This is a genomic window from Stenotrophomonas sp. STEN030, assembly GCF_056759995.1.
The window spans coordinates 1-16,045 of the sequence record NZ_JBRREB010000015.1; the positions used below are offsets into that span (position 1 = coordinate 1).

The 16,045-nt window shown below is 64.7% G+C and carries 16 protein-coding genes; 15 read left to right on the forward strand and 1 reads right to left on the reverse strand.

All coding sequences use genetic code 11. From position 1 onward, the window contains the following. The first annotated feature begins 205 nt into the window (after positions 1-205). Both ACVOLR_RS06970 and cydB read left to right on the forward strand, forming a co-directional pair. A complete protein-coding gene (locus ACVOLR_RS06970; protein ID WP_481530437.1) occupies positions 206-1,600 on the forward strand; it encodes a cytochrome ubiquinol oxidase subunit I in 1,395 nt (464 codons plus the stop codon). Between the two features lies 1 nt (position 1,601). Beyond that, a complete protein-coding gene (gene cydB, locus ACVOLR_RS06975) occupies positions 1,602-2,615 on the forward strand; it encodes a cytochrome d ubiquinol oxidase subunit II (protein WP_481535795.1) in 1,014 nt (337 codons plus the stop codon). A 50-nt stretch (positions 2,616-2,665) separates the two neighbouring features. Here the strand turns inward: cydB and ACVOLR_RS06980 are convergent, their stop codons facing one another. Continuing rightward, positions 2,666-3,670, reverse strand: coding sequence for a chorismate transformation FkbO/Hyg5 family protein (locus ACVOLR_RS06980; RefSeq protein ID WP_481535796.1), 1,005 nt, complete (start codon positions 3,668-3,670; stop codon positions 2,666-2,668). Positions 3,671-3,851: 181 nt separating this feature from the next. Here ACVOLR_RS06980 and ACVOLR_RS06985 point away from each other — a divergent pair, with 181 nt between their 5' ends. Genes ACVOLR_RS06985 through ACVOLR_RS07045 form a run of 13 tightly spaced genes read left to right on the forward strand, consistent with a single transcriptional unit; the run spans position 3,852 to position 16,044 of the window. Next, positions 3,852-4,586 (forward strand): beta-ketoacyl synthase chain length factor, encoded by a 735-nt coding sequence (locus ACVOLR_RS06985; protein ID WP_481535797.1) that lies wholly within the window; start codon positions 3,852-3,854, stop codon positions 4,584-4,586. Next, on the forward strand, positions 4,579-5,379 hold the full coding sequence (locus ACVOLR_RS06990; protein ID WP_481535798.1) for a lysophospholipid acyltransferase family protein: 801 nt from the start codon (positions 4,579-4,581) through the stop codon (positions 5,377-5,379). Before ACVOLR_RS06985 ends, ACVOLR_RS06990 begins: the two co-directional genes overlap by 8 nt. Further along, positions 5,366-5,623, forward strand: coding sequence for a phosphopantetheine-binding protein (locus tag ACVOLR_RS06995; protein ID WP_282271712.1), 258 nt, complete (start codon positions 5,366-5,368; stop codon positions 5,621-5,623). The genes ACVOLR_RS06990 and ACVOLR_RS06995 overlap by 14 nt, the downstream gene beginning before the upstream one ends. 17 nt (positions 5,624-5,640) lie before the next feature. Further along, positions 5,641-5,898 carry an acyl carrier protein gene (locus ACVOLR_RS07000; protein WP_282271713.1) on the forward strand — a complete coding sequence of 86 codons (258 nt, stop codon included), beginning with the start codon at positions 5,641-5,643 and terminating at the stop codon, positions 5,896-5,898. Between the two features lie 21 nt (positions 5,899-5,919). After that, positions 5,920-6,471 carry a COG4648 family protein gene (locus ACVOLR_RS07005; RefSeq protein ID WP_481535799.1) on the forward strand — a complete coding sequence of 184 codons (552 nt, stop codon included), beginning with the start codon at positions 5,920-5,922 and terminating at the stop codon, positions 6,469-6,471. Beyond that, positions 6,464-8,146 (forward strand): ApeI family dehydratase, encoded by a 1,683-nt coding sequence (locus ACVOLR_RS07010; RefSeq protein WP_481535800.1) that lies wholly within the window; start codon positions 6,464-6,466, stop codon positions 8,144-8,146. Before ACVOLR_RS07005 ends, ACVOLR_RS07010 begins: the two co-directional genes overlap by 8 nt. Next, entirely contained in the window at positions 8,139-8,906 is a 768-nt protein-coding gene (locus ACVOLR_RS07015) for a glycosyltransferase family 2 protein (protein ID WP_481535801.1), read from the forward strand. Before ACVOLR_RS07010 ends, ACVOLR_RS07015 begins: the two co-directional genes overlap by 8 nt. Next, positions 8,906-9,844: an LpxL/LpxP family acyltransferase gene (locus tag ACVOLR_RS07020; protein ID WP_481535802.1), complete on the forward strand. Its 939-nt coding sequence runs from the start codon at positions 8,906-8,908 to the stop codon at positions 9,842-9,844. The genes ACVOLR_RS07015 and ACVOLR_RS07020 overlap by 1 nt, the downstream gene beginning before the upstream one ends. Beyond that, the gene (locus ACVOLR_RS07025) at positions 9,834-11,384 is read left to right on the forward strand and encodes an HAL/PAL/TAL family ammonia-lyase (RefSeq protein ID WP_481535803.1); all 1,551 of its coding nucleotides are present in this window, start codon (positions 9,834-9,836) and stop codon (positions 11,382-11,384) included. The genes ACVOLR_RS07020 and ACVOLR_RS07025 overlap by 11 nt, the downstream gene beginning before the upstream one ends. Then, positions 11,371-11,793, forward strand: a complete 423-nt coding sequence (locus tag ACVOLR_RS07030) for an acyl-CoA thioesterase (protein ID WP_481509198.1) — start codon at positions 11,371-11,373, stop codon at positions 11,791-11,793. Before ACVOLR_RS07025 ends, ACVOLR_RS07030 begins: the two co-directional genes overlap by 14 nt. Continuing rightward, entirely contained in the window at positions 11,790-12,422 is a 633-nt protein-coding gene (locus ACVOLR_RS07035; RefSeq protein ID WP_481535804.1) for an outer membrane lipoprotein carrier protein LolA, read from the forward strand. The genes ACVOLR_RS07030 and ACVOLR_RS07035 overlap by 4 nt, the downstream gene beginning before the upstream one ends. After that, the gene (locus tag ACVOLR_RS07040) at positions 12,400-14,766 is read left to right on the forward strand and encodes an MMPL family transporter (protein WP_481535805.1); all 2,367 of its coding nucleotides are present in this window, start codon (positions 12,400-12,402) and stop codon (positions 14,764-14,766) included. Before ACVOLR_RS07035 ends, ACVOLR_RS07040 begins: the two co-directional genes overlap by 23 nt. 36 nt (positions 14,767-14,802) lie before the next feature. Beyond that, a complete protein-coding gene (locus ACVOLR_RS07045) occupies positions 14,803-16,044 on the forward strand; it encodes an NAD(P)/FAD-dependent oxidoreductase (RefSeq protein ID WP_481535806.1) in 1,242 nt (413 codons plus the stop codon). The last annotated feature ends 1 nt before the right edge of the window (position 16,045 follow it).

Genomic DNA, 16,045 nt, shown 5'->3' on the forward strand with positions numbered 1-16,045 from the left:
CCGGCATCCCGCCGCCCCGCCCCCCCGCCGGGCCGGGGCGGGGGCGGGGGCGCCCCCCCCCCGCGCCCCCCCCCCCCCCCCCCCCCCCCACTACAGGGTCAGGAGCCGCTGCGACTTTTTGACGCACTGCGACATCCGGTCACATCCGTTCTTAACCAATACAGGACCAGAATCGCCCCAATTAAAGAGTTGCGGAGAAGCGGCCGTGGAAGCGCTGCTGTTGTCCCGGATCCAATTCGGATTCGTCGTCAGTTTTCATGTGCTGTTTCCTGCCTTCACCATCGGCACGGCCAGCTGGCTGGCCTTCGTCGAATGGCGTTGGCTGCGTACCCGCAATCCGGTCTGGCGTGAGCTGTTTTTCTTCTGGCAGAAGATCTTCGCGGTGTCCTTCGGCATGGGCGTGGTCAGCGGCATCGTCATGGCGTTCCAGTTCGGCACCAACTGGCCGCGCCTGAGTGAAGTGGCTGGCACGGTGATCGGGCCGCTGCTGACCTACGAGGTGTTGACCGCGTTCTTCCTCGAAGCCAGTTTCCTTGGCGTGATGTTGTTCGGCTGGGAAAAGGTCTCGCCGCGCCTGCACTTCTTCTCCACCTGCATGGTGGCGCTGGGCACGCTGTTCTCGACGTTCTGGATCCTGTCCTCCAACAGCTGGCTGCATACCCCGGCCGGCTACACGCTGGTCGATGGCATCGTGCATCCGCAGGATTGGTGGCAGATTGTTTTCAATCCGTCATTCCCGTATCGCTTGGCGCATATGGCGCTGGGTTCGTTCATCACCACGTGCTTTGTCATCGGTGGTGTCGGTGCCTGGTATCTGCGCCGTGGCGTGCATGTGGAGGCCGGCCGCAAGATGTTGGTCGCTGCGGTCGCGTTTGCGGCGTTGACGGTGCCAGTGCAGATCTTTGTCGGTGACATGCATGGTTTGAACACGCTGGAACACCAGCCGATGAAGATCGCCGCGATGGAAGCGCACTGGCATGAAAGCAAGCCAGGTGAAGGCGTACCGCTGGTGGTGTTCGCGGTGCCGAATGAAAAGGAGGAGCGCAATGATTACGAGATTGCGATTCCCAAGCTCGGCAGCGTGATCCTGACCCACAGCACGGATGGCACGTTCGCGCCGCTGACCTCGGTGCCGGCCAGCGAGCGGCCGCCGGTGGTGCCGGTGTTCTACGCGTTCCGCATCATGGTCGGGATCGGTTCGTTGATGCTGTTGGTTGCGTGGATTTCGGCTTTCCAGTTGTGGCGTGGACGCCTGTTGCAGTCGAAGTGGCTGCTGCGCGGTTGGAACTGGATGTTGCCCAGCGGTTTCGTCGCGCTGGTGGCGGGTTGGTTCGTCACCGAAATGGGCCGGCAGCCTTGGGTGGTTTATGGCGTGCTGCGTACCGCTGATGCAGTCGGTACGCAGAGTGTGTGGATGACGGTGTTGTCGTTGGTGGTGTACGTGATCGGCTATCTGTTCGTGTTCGGCTGGGGCATCTGGTACCTGGTCAAGATCATGCGCAGTGGGCCCAAGCCGCATGATCTGCCGCCGCGCGATGACGGCATGCATACCCCGGCGCGGCCGCTGTCCGGCGTCAACGAACCACTGGAGGAGCGCTGACATGGAGATGACAACCTGGCTGCCGGTGGCATGGTTCGCAGTGATTGGTTTCGGCGTGCTGATGTACGTGGTGCTGGATGGCTTCGTGCTCGGCATCGGCATCCTGGCGCCGTTCGCCGAGGACGAGCAGCAGCTCGACGTGATGATGAATACCGCCGCGCCGATCTGGGACGGCAATGAAACCTGGTTGGTGCTCGGCGGTGCCGGTCTGATGGCGGCGTTCCCCAAAGCCTATGCGGTGCTGCTGTCGGGCCTGTACCTGCCGGTGCTGCTGCTGGTGATGGGGCTGGTGTTCCGCGGGGTGGCGTTCGAGTTCCGCTTCAAGGCGCATCGCTCGCGCGCGCTGTGGAGTGTGTCGTTCGCGATGGGCTCGCTGTTGGCGGCGTTCGCGCAGGGCGTGATTCTGGGCGCGCTGGTGCAGGGCCTGCCGATGCAGGACGGGCATTACAACGGCGGAGCATTCGGTTGGTTCAGCCCGTTCTCGATGCTGACCGGCGTGGCGGTGGTCACCGGCTATGCGCTGCTCGGCAGCACCTGGTTGATCCTCAAGACCGAAGGCCGTGAGCAGGCCTTGGCGCGCTCGCTGACGCGGCCGTTGATGGTGGCGGTGATCGTGTTCATGGGCCTGGTCAGCACCTGGCTGCCGTTCCTGCAGTCGCGGGTGATGGAGCGCTGGTTCAGCGACGGCAACTTCTGGTGGCTGTCGCCGGTACCGTTGTTGACCCTGGCCGTGGCGGTAGCGCTGTGGCGCAGCGCCATGCACCCGCGGCGCGACCTGCCGCCGTTCCTGCTGACCCTGGCGCTGTTCGTGCTCGGCTTCGTCGGTCTGGTGCTGGGGATGTGGCCCTATCTGCTGCCGCCGCATTTGACCCTGTGGCAGGCCGCTGCGCCAGCGTCGTCACTGGGTTTCAGCATGGTCGGGCTGGTGCTGCTGCTGCCGGTGATCCTTGGCTATACGGTGTGGTCGTACCGGGTGTTCCGCGGCAAGGTGACGGCCGAAACCGGCTATCACTGAGGCTGTGCTTATCTGGCCCGGCCTTTGTGCCGGGCCTGGTCGTGCAGGCCTTAGCCGTGCATGCCTTCGATTTCCACCAGCAACTCGGCCCGGCAGACTTCGCCGTGCAGCACGATGAAACCGGTTTCGGCCAGGCCACGCTGCTGCAGTTGCAGGCTCACCTCGGCCGCGTCCTGCGGATTGCGGACGTACACCTTGAGCAGCGATTGCTCGCCAAGGTGGGGGGGAAGCTCTGGCCGCTGTTGGCGCGCACGATCGATCAGGCTTTGCAGGTTGGTCAGGGTTTCATCCAGCTGCATTGCCACCGAGCCGTGGTGTTGTGAGCGGTGGCCGACGATGGCGGCCGTGCCTGATTGCAGCAGCGGCAGGCCGGTCGCAAGTGGCGGCAGCATCGCGCGTGCAAAGCTGGGCGACTGTGGGCCGTATTGGCGCGGATAGGCATAGGCACTGACCTGGCGCGGGTTTTCCAGCGGTGAGCCCGGTTGGCGGGCGGACAGGCAATACACCTGTACCCGGCGGCGGCCATCAAAGCAGCCGATGCAGGTGGCTGCAGGCATTGCGGCGTCATTCACCACCTGCAGGCCGCGCACGCGTCCCAGGCAGAAGCGGCGGTAGCGCTCGTTGTCATCGTCGCCTTCGGTGATGGCGTCGAGGTAATTCCAGGTGCGCAGCAGGCAGGGGTAATCGCTGTGCGACAGGAATTCGCTTAGTGCGGCATAGGCCGTGGCCGTCGCGGCCTCGATATCGCCGTCGACTTCCGCGACCTCGATGGACGTGAACAGCAGTTCGGCGTTGCGTGACCACCGCACAGCACCGCTGCTGCCATGCTCGGCGGCAGTGTCGCCTTGCCAGATTTCGATCCGGTCGGCGCCATGTATCGCCAATGGCACCTGCAGCCAGTGCGGCGCCTCGTGCAGTGTTGGCCCGGCGTTGAATCCGAATACGGCCAGTGTGCTGGGGTCGGCCAGCGCTGCGGTGGCCTGTTGGGCGGGTAGATAGCTGGCGCGAAACGCTGAATGCGGGGTGCCGGGCTGGGCAGCCATAGCCTGCTGCATGAAGAGGTTGCTGTTGCCCATACCGTGAATCTGCTGCCAATGGCCGGGTCTCATGATAGCTTGCCACGCTTCACGGTCCCAGCAGATGCCGTTTTTGCAGGTGTCGCGGCGTATTCGGGGGAATGCGTCGCTCAGTCAAGCTGGGCTTCATGCGGCATGTAGTTGGATTGCAGTGGTGGCAATGATCGAATTTTCAGTAGCCGGTTGGTCGGCGTGGGCGCCGGACCTGACTACGGCGGAGCAATGGCGGGCCTGGGCTGAGCGGCCCTGGCTGCCGCAGGGAGACGCTGCGCCAGCGTTGTTGGAAGTGCCGGCGATGCAGCGGCGGCGTATCGAGCGGCTCGGGCGCATGGCAATCCAGGCAGCCTGCTGGTGTGAGCAGGCCGAGGATGAAGCCGACATTCCGCTGGTGTTCGCCTCCCGTCATGGCGATGTGGCGCGCTCGCTGGCCCTGCTGCAGTCGCTGGTGGGGCAGGAGCCGATGTCGCCGACCGCGTTTGGTCTGTCCGTGCATAACGCTGTTGCAGCGCTGTACTCGATCATGCGCGGCAGCCGCAGCAACTATCTGGCGCTTGCGGCCGGGGCGGCGACGGTGGAGGCAGCCTGCGTGGAGGCGTATGGCCTGCTGGCCGATGGCGCACCCGAAGTGCGGGTGATTGTGTACGAGGCGCCGTTGCCGGCCCTGTATGCGGGATTTGCGGATGAGCCCGATGCCGGCTTTGCCTGGTGCTGGCGGCTGCGCCGGGCCGATCAGCCCGGCACCCGGCTCAGTCTGGCTTGGCGGGCTGCTCAGGGTTCGTCCGAGAGATTGCTTTTGCCGCGCGGCTTGGCTGCACATGCGTTCCTTTTGTCGGAAGATGCCAGCATGATCAATACCGTTGATGGTCAGGACTGGGTCTGGGCGCGGCATGGCTGAGGCTGGGCGCGCTTGGCTCAACCACGCCTGGCGGGTGTTCGCCACCGGGCTCAGTTTTGCTGCCTTCGGCATTGGCGGCTTGCTGCTGGGTGGCCTGGTGATGCCGGCGCTGCTGCTGATCCGCGACGAGCGACGCCGGCGCCGGATTGCCCGCCGCCTGGTGCAGCTCAGTTTTGCCGGGCATATCGGGCTGATGCGCCGGCTCGGCGTGCTGACCTACGAGATCGTCGGCGCTGAGCGCCTGCAGCGGCGGGGTCTGCTGGTGCTGGCCAACCACCCGACCCTGATCGATGTGGTGTTCCTGGTATCGCTGCTGCCCAACGCCGACTGTGTGGTCAAGCGCGCAGTGGCCATCAATCCATTCATGCGCGGGCCGGTGCGTGCGGCTGGCTATATCTCCAATGACGATGGCGCCGGTCTGGTGGAGGATTGCATTGCTGCGGTGCAGGCCGGTGGCAGTCTGGTGATCTTCCCCGAGGGCACCCGCAGCGTGCCTGGCCAGCCATTGCGGCTGCAGCGCGGGGCGGCAAATATCGCGGTCAGGGGTGGGCTGGACGTCACCCCGGTGCACATCCGCTGCAGCCCGGCAACCCTTGGGAAGGGGCAGAAATGGTATCTTGTGCCGCCGCGGCGTTTCCACGTTCGGATCGAGGTGGGTGAAGATATTCAGATCCACCCGTTCCTGGTCGATACCCCGAACTCAAAGGGGGATGCGCTGGCTGCGCGTCGCCTCACCGACCACCTCACCCATTATTTCGATCTTGCTGGAGATCCGAACCGTGCAGGCACTTGAGCACGAGATCAAGGAATTGATCATTTCATCGCTGTCACTGGAAGACATCGCGCCGGAGGACATTGATTCCGCCGCGCCGCTGTTCGTCGAAGGGCTGGGCCTGGACTCCATCGATGCATTGGAGCTTGGCTTGGCGCTGCAGAAAAAGTATGGGGTCAGCCTGTCGGCTGACTCGGAAGAGACCCGCCGCCATTTTTCCAGCGTGCGCGCGCTCAGCGAGTTTGTCGCTGCCCGTCAGTCGTAACCGGGCCAGGAATTGCCATGACCAAGAGTGAATTGTTCGACCATATCGTTCGCATTCTCAACGACAGTTTTGAGATTGCGCCGGAGCGGATCAAGCCCGAGGCACGCCTGTACGAAGACCTGGACATCGACAGCATCGATGCGGTGGATCTGATCGTGCAGCTCAAGCCGTTGCTGGGCCGCAATCTGCAGCCGGAGGCCTTCAAGACCGTGCGCACCGTGCAGGACGTGGTTGACGTCGTGCATGGCCTGCTGCCCGATCAAGCTGCTGCCTGACCGGACCGGCGCAGGCCTGGCATGACGCGGTTCCGCGCGCTCGCCTTTGGCCTGTTGACGGTTGCCTATCCGTTGCTGGTGTATCTGGCGATGGGGCGTTTCGAGCCCCGCTGGATGGCCTTGCTGTTGTTTGCGCTGGCCTTGCTGCGGGCGTTGACCAGCCGCCAGCCGTTGTGGATGGCTGCTGCTGCAGGTGCCGGCGTGCTGGCCTTGTTGACCACCCTGCTCAATCAGGCACTGCCATTGAAGCTTTACCCGTTGCTGGTCAACGTGGTGATGTTGTTGGTGTTTGCTACCAGCCTGCGGTTCGGGCCGCCGGTGGTGGAGCGTCTGGCGCGCCTGCAGGAGCCGGACCTGCCGCCCTTCGCGGTGGCCTATACCCGTAAGGTGACCCAGGTCTGGTGCGGTTTTTTTGTTCTCAATGGGGGCCTGGCCCTGGTAACCGCGCTATGGGCGTCGGACCGGACCTGGGCGCTGTACAACGGATTGTTGGCGTACGTGATGATGGCTGTGTTGTTTGCAGGTGAATGGTTGGTACGGCGGCGAGTGAAGGCTGCGCACGCCCATGTCTGAGTGGATCGCTCTGGACCGGTTGCTGCTGCAGCCGCAGCCGGCGCGTTGCGTCGGCCTGTGCGAGGGCGTGGCGGTTACCCACGCTGCATTCCGCCAACAGGTAATGGCATGGCAGCAGGCATTTGCCGCCGCGCCCGGCCGCGATTGGGCGCTGTACTTTGATGAGGCGCTGCCGTTTGCGGCGGCCCTGTTTGGTGCCTGGCATGCCGGCAAGCGTGTGTTCCTGGCCGCCGACAACCTGCCGGCCAGCTTGGCCGAACTGCAGTCGCGGGTGAGTGGCTTTGCCGGTGACGTCGATCCAGTGCATGCGCCGCTGGCCGCAGTGGCTGCGCCAGCCGACATTGCATTGGAACCCCTGGATGAGCGCGCCTGCGAGCTGGTGGTATTCACCTCCGGCAGCACTGGCGAGCCCAGTGCGATCAGCAAACGGCTGGATCAGCTGGCGCGTGAAGTGGAGGCCTTGCAGGCCGCCTTTGGCGCCGAGCTGGAAGGTGCCCAGGTTCACGGCACGGTTTCGCATCAACATATCTACGGGCTGCTGTTCCGGGTGCTGTGGCCACTGGCCGCGGGACGCGCAATCCAGCCGCGTCGTTTCTTCCATGAAGACCTGATCAAGGTGCTGAGCGCTGCCGACAGTGTGCTGGTGGCAACACCTGCGCATCTGAAACGGCTGCCCGAGCAATTGGATTGGGCCGCGCTGCACGGACGCTTGCGCGCCGTGTTTTCCTCCGGCGGCCCGTTGCCAGCCGATGCTGCGCCACAGGTGCGGCAATTGTTGGGCGTGGCGCCCACCGAGGTGTACGGCAGCAGCGAAACCGGCGGTGTCGCCTGGCGTCGCTGGCACGATGCCGCGCCGACCTGGCAGCCGCTCCCGGGTGTGCAGTGGCGGATCGAAGACGGCTGCCTGATGGTGGCATCGGCGCATCTGCCGACGACGGATTGGTGGCAGACCCAGGATCGCGTCGAAGCCTTGGCCGAAGGCCGCTTCCGCCTGCTCGGCCGTGCCGACCGCATCGTCAAGATCGAAGAACGGCGGGTATCGCTGGATGCACTGGAGCGTGCGCTGCGCGCCGATGCGCAGGTCGAGGATGTGCGGGTACTGGTATTGCCGGGTGCACGCGAGCAACTCGCAGCGGTGGTGGTGCCGACGGATGCAGCGCTGATTGCTGCCGACGATGCTGCCCGTCGTGCCTTCCAGCAGCATCTGGCAGCGGTATTGGCGCACAGCCATGATGCGGTGACACGCCCGCGCCGCTGGCGCCTGCTCAGCGCCTTGCCGCTCAATGCGCAGGGCAAGGTCACCCAAGCGGCCTTGGCCGCGCTGTTCCAGCCGCTGATACCGACGCCGCGTTGGCTCCAGCGTTCACCCAGCAACGCTGTTGCCGAGCTGGTATTGGACCCGGCATTGCGGGTATTCGAAGGACATTTTCCGCAGGCGCGGATTCTGCCCGGGGTCGCGCAGTTGGATTGGGCCATCCGCTATGGCCGGCAGGTATTCGACATGCCGCCGCGCTTCGAGCGTATGGATGCGGTCAAGTTCCAGCATGTAGCGCGGCCGGGACAACTGCTGTTGTTGCAGTTGGACTGGGATGTCGCGCGCGGTGTGCTGGGCTTCCGCTATAGCTCCGAGCATGGCGTGCACGCCAGCGGCAAGGTGGTATTTGCCGATGCGTGATGCACTGCAGGCCGAGGGCGCCTACGCGGCGCTGGTGGTGATTCCCGTATACGACCACGAGCAGGCGATAGCCGCGGTAGTTGCTGGCGTGCGTGCTGCTGGCCTGCCGTGTCTGCTGGTGGACGACGGCTCGCACCCGGCCTGCGCGCAGGTACTGCGTGCGCTGGCGGAGCAGGCCGACGTTGATCTGCTGCGGCTGGAACAGAACCAGGGCAAGGGCGGGGCGATGCTGGCAGGCTTCGCCGAAGCGGCGCGGCGTGGCTACAGCCACGTGGTGCAGATCGATGCGGATGGCCAGCACGACACCGGCGATCTGCCGCGTTTCGTGGCCTTGTCGCAGGCACAACCGCAGGCAGTGATCTGCGGCGTACCGGTCTACGACGAGAGCGTGCCCAAGGCGCGTCTGTACGGGCGCTACCTCACCCATGTGTGGGTGTGGATCAATACCTTGTCGCTGCACCTGCGCGATTCGATGTGCGGCTTCCGGGTCTATCCTTTGCCGCCGGTAGTACGGCTTGCCGCCGAGGAAACCATCGGCAGGCGCATGGACTTTGACAGCGAGATCCTGGTGCGCCTGTTCTGGCGGCAGCTGCCGGTGATCCATCTGCCCACCCGCGTTACCTATCCTTCCGATGGTGTGTCGCACTTCGATGTGTGGCGCGACAACCTGCGCATCAGCCGCATGCATACGCGGCTGTTCTTCGGCATGGTGTGGCGCAGCCCGCGCCTGCTTTGGCGGCGGCTGCAGGGGGCGCGGTAATGGCTGCCAACAACACACCGCACTGGGCCGATATCGGCGAGTCCACTTCGGTGGCCGGCGTGCTGTTCCTGTGCTGGGTGCATCGTTGGTTCGGGCGCTGGCCGTTCCGTGTCTGTGTTTGGCCGGTGGTGCTCTGTCACTGGCTGGGCAATGGGGTAGGGCGGCGTGCATCGCTGCAGTACCTGCAGCGGCTGCAGGCACATACCGGCGCGCTCGGGCGGGCGCCACGTCGGCGTGACAGCCTCCGTCATTTTTTCAGTTTCGCCGACACCTTGCTGGACAAGATGCTTGGCCTGGGTGGGCGCTACCCGGCCGAGCGCATCCAGCTGCAGCGCGATCTGATGCTGGACAGGATTGCCCGTCGCGAAGGCGGCCTGCTGCTCACTGCGCATATCGGCTGCCTGGAGCTGTGCCAGGTATTGGCCGAGCAGGTGCCCGGCTTCCGCATCACCGTGCTGGTGCATACCGCGCACGCACAACGCTTCAACCGCATGCTGCAGCGGCTGGATCCGCTTGCCCAGGTGGAGTTGATGCAGGTGACTTCGATGGGCCCGGACACCGCATTGGAACTGAGCCGCCGCGTCGCCGAAGGTGGCTTTGTCGCCATCGTTGGTGATCGCGTGCCGGTGCATGGCGGACGCACGGTAATGGCGGACTTCCTCGGTCACCGCGCGCCGTTCCCGATCGGTGCGTATGCACTGGCGGCGGCGCTGGGCTGCCCGGTCTATACCATGGCCTGCCTGCATCAAGGCCAAGGCTACCGCGTGGTATTCGAACATTTCAGTGATCGCATCGTGCTGCCGCGTGGCTCGCGTGATGCGGCACTGGCCGGCCAGGCGCAGGCATTTGCCTGTTGGCTGGAGCGGCAACTCATCCAGTCCCCGATGGACTGGTTCAACTTTTTCCCCTTCTGGGACCAAGCCCCCCATGCAGAATAAGCAAGCTCCCGCGTGCCGCTTCGGCGATGCACCGTTGACCATCGAAGACGTGGTCGCACTGGCGCTGCGCAAGCGCGCCGCGCTGCTCAGTGACGAGGCCGGTTTCCGTGGGCGCATCCAGCAGGGGGCGGACTTTCTGGATCGCCTGCTGCGCGAAGACGGCGTCGTCTATGGTGTGACCACCGGTTACGGCGATTCCTGCACGGTCAATATTCCGCCGGCTTTGGTCGCTGAACTGCCGCACCATCTGTACACCTATCACGGCTGTGGCCTGGGCCGTTATCTGGACCCGGTGGAAACGCGCGCGGTCCTGGCTGCGCGGCTTGCCTCGTTGGTGCGCGGCATGTCCGGTGTCAGCCTGCCGCTGTTGGAAGGGCTGACCAGCCTGCTGCAGCACGACGTGCTGCCGATGATTCCGGCCGAAGGTTCGGTCGGCGCAAGTGGTGACCTGACCCCGCTGTCGTATGTGGCGGCGGTGCTGTGTGGTGAGCGCGAGGTGTTCTACCAGGGACGCGTGCAGGCCGCGGCAGCCGCATTGGCCGATATCGGCATGACCCCGTTGCGGCTGCGCCCCAAGGAAGGTCTGGCGATCATGAACGGCACAGCAGTGATGACCGGCCTGGCCTGCCTGGCCTGGCAACGCGCCGACTACCTGTCGCGCCTGGCTACACGTCTGACCGCGTTCAATGTGTTGGCCAGTGACGGCAACGCGCATCACTTCGATGAAACCCTGTTTGCCGCCAAGCCGCATCCGGGGCAGATGCGCATCGCCGCGCGCCTGCGCGAGGACCTGCACAGCGAACGCCCGCCGCGCAATGCCGAGCGCCTGCAGGACCGCTACTCGTTGCGTTGCGCACCGCACGTGATCGGCGTGCTGGAAGACACGCTGCCGTTCCTGCGCCAGCTGATCGAAACCGAGCTGAACAGTGCCAACGACAATCCGCTGATCGATGCCGAAGGCGAGCGCATCCTGCACGGTGGCCACTTCTACGGCGGCCACATCGCTTTGGCGATGGATACGCTGAAGAACACCGTCGCCAATCTCGCCGACCTGCTCGACCGGCAGCTCGCGCTGCTGGTGGACGCACGCTACAACCACGGCCTGCCGGCCAATCTATCGGCTGCCACTGGCCCGCGTGCTGCCATCAACCACGGCCTGAAGGCGCTGCAGATCAGCGTCTCGGCCTGGACCGCCGAAGCGCTCAAGCAGACCATGCCGGCCTCGGTGTTCTCGCGTTCCACCGAATGCCACAACCAGGACAAGGTCAGCATGGGCACCATCGCCGCGCGCGACTGCCTGCGCGTGATCGAGCTGACTGAACAGGTGGTGGCGGCGATGTTGATCTCCGCCCGGCAAGGCTTGGCCCTGCGCGAAAGGGTTGGCATGAACGCGCAGCTGCATGGCAGTCTGGCTGATATGTACGCCGACCTGGGGCAGCGCATCGCCCTGGTCGAAGAAGACCGCGCGCTGGATGGCGAACTGCGGAAACTGCTGGAGGAGATCCGCGCGCAGCGTTGGGAGTTGTATGTCGACCGTTGAACTTGTGGCCGAGATCGAGCTGTCACCGGCCTTCCATGATTGCGATCCAATGCATGTGGTCTGGCACGGCAATTACTTCAAGTATTTCGAGATCGCGCGCTGTGCGTTGTTGCAGCGCTACGACTACGACTACCCGCAGATGCTGGAATCCGGCTATCTGTGGCCGGTGGTGGATGCACGGGTCAAGTACATCCGTCCGCTGCTGTACCAGCAGGCCTTGCGGGTGCGTGCGCAGATCAGCGAGTGGGAGAACCGCTTGAAAATCGACTATCAGATCCATGATGCCGCTGATGGGCAGCTGCTGACCCGCGCCCACACCATCCAGGTGGCGGTGGACGCTGCCAGCAAGGAAATGCTGTACCAAAGTCCGCCGGTACTGTGGGAGCGTCTGGGAGTGCCGGCACCATGATCACGCGTCTGTCGATGTATCCACGTATTGCCTTGTGCGCATTGCTGCTGATGCTCGCGCCGATCAGCCATGCCGCCGATGCGGCGGTGGACGCGATCACCCAGTCGGTGGCGCGTCCGGACGTACTGCGTGGCCAGTTCACCCAGGACAAGCAGGTCAGCGGCTTCAAGAATCCGCTGCGCTCGCAGGGGCAGTTCGTGGTGGCGCGCCAGCACGGCGTGATCTGGACCACGCAGCGTCCGTTCCCGTCGGAAGTCGTGGTCACTGCAGATCGCATCCTCAGCCGTCAGCGTGATGGGACCAACCGGGTGGAACTGGATGCGCGTCAGCAGCCAGCAATGCGCTCGGTCAACGCGATCATGTTCGCGCTGATGAGTGGCGACGTGCAGGCCTTGTCCAGCCAGTTCAACATCAAGGCACAGCGCGAAGGCCAGGGCTGGCGGCTGCAGTTGACGCCGAAGTCGACGATGTTGGCCAAGGCCTTCCAGTCGCTGTCCTTGCAGGGTGACCGCTACGTGCGCCAGGTGGAGATCATCGAGGCCAACCAGGACCGCACCCTGATCCAGTTCAGCGCATTGACCGAGGCTCCGGCCGCGCTCAGTGCCGATGAGGCACGCCGTTTTGACTGAACCGCACGTGGCAGCATCCGAGCGCCTGCGGAGTTGGTGGCATTGGCTGGGCTTGGCCTGGCTGCTGTTGCTGATTGGTCTTGGTGTACAGCAATGGCAGCTGTGGAGCACGCAATCGCGCATTGATACCGACATCCTGGCGTTGCTGCCGCAGGATGCGCACGACCGTTTATTGTCCGACGTCACCCGCCGCATCGCCGATGGCAGTGCGCGGCAGGTGGTGGTGTTGCTGGGTAGCGCGGACAGTGAAGCCACCAAGCGCGCACAGGACGCATTCGCCGGCAGCATGGCCAATGACGTCGACACCGCTTTGCTGCAGCCCAGCGGCTCGATTGAAGGCTGGTTCGAGCAGGCGCGCGACTTCTACGCGCCTTGGCGCGACCGCCTGCTCACCGCCGAGCAGCGCCAGCAATTGCAGCAGGCCGATCCCGCGTTGCTGGGCGAACAGGCATTGGCCAGCCTGTACGGGCCGATGGGCGCGCCGCGCCTGACCGAATGGCGGCAGGACCCGCTGTCGCTGTGGCCGCAATGGTGGCAGCAGCAGGCGCGCGCCTCCGGCCTGCAGCTGGGCGAAGACGGCCTGCTCGAAGCCGAAGGCCGGCATTGGGCCGTGCTGCAGTTTGAAACCCGCGATTCGGCCTTCCAGCTCGATGGCGAGCGCCACCTTGATGCACTGCTGACACGTGCCGGCGCCGCCGCACGTAGCGCAGCGCCGGATCTGGAAATCCTGCATGCCGGCGTGCCCTTGCATGCTGAAGCTGCGGCATCACAGGCCAACCGCGAGATCAACACCATTGGCTGGGGATCGTTGGCCGCGGTGTTGCTGCTGGTGTGGTTGGCGTTCCGCTCCTTGCGGCCGATCCTGCTGGTCGCCGCCTCGCTGCTGATTGGTTGCGGCGTGGCCCTGGCGGTCACCGTGCTGGTATTCGGAAAAGTGCATGTACTGACCCTGGTGTTCGGCGCATCGCTGGTGGGTGTGGCCGAGGACTACGGCATCCACTGGTTTGCCTCGCGCCAGGCCGAGCCTGCCGAACGCCGTTGGAAGCTGCTGCGGCATCTGCTGCCTGGCCTGTGCTTGGCCTTGCTGACCAGCGCGCTGGCCTATGTGGCATTGGGGCTGGCGCCATTCCCCGGGTTGCGGCAGATGGCGGTGTTCTCGGTGGTGGGGCTGACCGCAGCGTTCGCCACGGTGATCTTCTGGTTCCCGTATCTGGACGGTGGTCAGATCGCGCCCACCCGCTTCTCGCAATGGCTGGGTAACACGCTGGAGCGCTGGCCGCGCCTGCAGAACGGTCGGCAGATGCTGCTGGTGACGATCGCGGTGGTGCTGCTGTCGGGCATCGGCATTGCGCGTCTGCAGACCGACGATGACCTGCGCAGCCTGCAGTCCTCGCCGCCACAGCTGATGGCCGAGCAGATCCGCCTCAGTCAGCTGCTGGGCATGCCCAGTCCGGCGCAGTTCTATCTGGTGCAGGGTGCCGACGCGGCGCAGCTGCTGCAGCGCGAAGAAGCGTTGACCGCAAAGCTGCGCGCGTTGGCTGACAGTGGAAAGATCGGCGGCTACCGCGCGATCAGTGATTGGCTGCCGTCGCCGGCACGTCAGCAGGCCGACGCGGCGCTGACCGGTGCTGCCGAACCGCAGGTGCTGGCAATGGTCTCGGAGGCGGTTGGCGAGCCTTTGGCGCGGCCTGCATTCTCGTCGGTACCGTTGACTGCCGAAGCCTTCCTTGCCTCGCCGGCGTCGCAGCCGTTCCGTCACCTGTGGGTTGGCCAGTTGGGTGAGCAGGTGGCCAGCGTGGTGATGGTGGATGATCTATCGCGTGCCGATGCGCTGACCACCTTGGGCGATGCCGCCAAGGGCCTGGACGGCGTGCGCTGGGTCGATCGCACTGCCGACTTCTCACGCTTGCTTGGCCATTACCGCAAGCTGATGGGCGGCATGTTGCTGGTCGGCATCGCACTGGTATTCGGCGCGCTGTTGCTGCGCTACAAGCGCAATGCGTGGCGGGTATTCGCGCCGACCTTGTTGGCGGGCGTGTTGACCCTGGGCCTGCTGGGTCTGTTCGGGCAGCCGCTGCAGCTGTTCAACATGCTGGCGCTGATGTTGCTGCTGGGCATGGGCATCGACTACGGCATCTTCCTGGTTGAGCACCGCGGCGATGCCAGTGCATGGCTGGCGGTATGCGTGGGCGCGGCCAGTACCTGGTTGTCATTCGGCTTGCTGGGCTTGTCGGCGACGCCGGCGTTGCGTGCATTTGGTTTGACCCTGTTGTTCGGCATCGGCCTGGTCTGGCTGATCTCGCCGCTGTTCCGGCCGCCGCCGCATGCACCTGCGGCAGATTGATCTTCAACGTGTAACTGGACTCTCAAGGACGCATCGATGGCACCCAACGTGGAACGTACTGAAATCCTGATCATCGGCGCCGGCCCGGCCGGTTCGGTCGCTGCGGCGATGCTGCGCAAGCAGGGCCGCCAGGTGTTGATGATCGAGCGCCAGCAGTTCCCGCGCTTCTCCATCGGCGAGAGTCTGCTGCCGCAAAGCATGGAATACATCGAGGCGGCAGGACTGCTGCAGGACGTGGTGGAAGCTGGCTTCCAGCACAAGAACGGCGCGGCCTTCGTGCATGGCGAGGCGCGTACCGCGTTCGATTTCCGCAACAAGTTCTCGCCGGGTTGGGGCACTACTTACCAGGTACAGCGCGCCGACTTCGACAATGTGCTGGCGCGTGGCGCCGAGCGCATGGGTACCACTCTTCGGTTCGGCGATGAAGTGCTGGCAGTGGAGCCGGGCGAGCAGCCGGCGGTGACCGTGCGCCGCCCGGATGGCAGCGAGTACCGCATCGAAGCCGACTTCATTCTGGATGCCTCGGGTTTTGCACGCTTGCTGCCGCGCCTGCTGCAGCTGGAATCACCGTCCAACTTCCCGGTGCGCGGCGCGATTTTCTGCCACGTGCGTGATCACATCCCGGTCGATGCGGACTTTGACCGCAACAAGATCCTGATCACCACCCATCCCGAGCATATTGACGTCTGGTATTGGACGATTCCGTTCTCCAACGGCTGCTGCTCGCTGGGCGTGGTGGCCGAGCCCTCGTTCTTCGAACGCTACGAGGGTGAAGACCTGCAGAAGCTGCAGGCCATTGTCGGCGAAGACCCCAACCTGAGCCGGCTGCTGGTCAACGCCGAGTGGGCGGTGCTGCCGGTACGTCGCATCACCGGTTATTCGGCCAATGTCAGCTCGCTGCATGGCCCGGGCTATGCCTTGCTGGGCAATGCCGGCGAATTTCTCGATCCGGTGTTTTCTTCCGGCGTCACCATCGCCTTCAAGTCGGCGCAGCTGGCCAGTGAATGTCTTGCGCGCCGCTATGCCGGTGAAAGCGTGGACTGGGAAGCCGAGTTCTCGGTACCGCTGCGTGCTGGCGTCAAGACCTTCCGCCGCTTCGTCGAGGCGTGGTATCAGGGTGGCTTCCAGAAGATCATCTACCACCCCGATCAGCAGCCCGAGATCCGCGCCATGATCTGCTCGATCCTGGCCGGCTATGCCTGGGATACCAAAAATCCCTACGTGGCCGATGAGAGTGGGCGACGCATGCGCGTGCTGGAGGAACTGTGCGGCGCCTGAT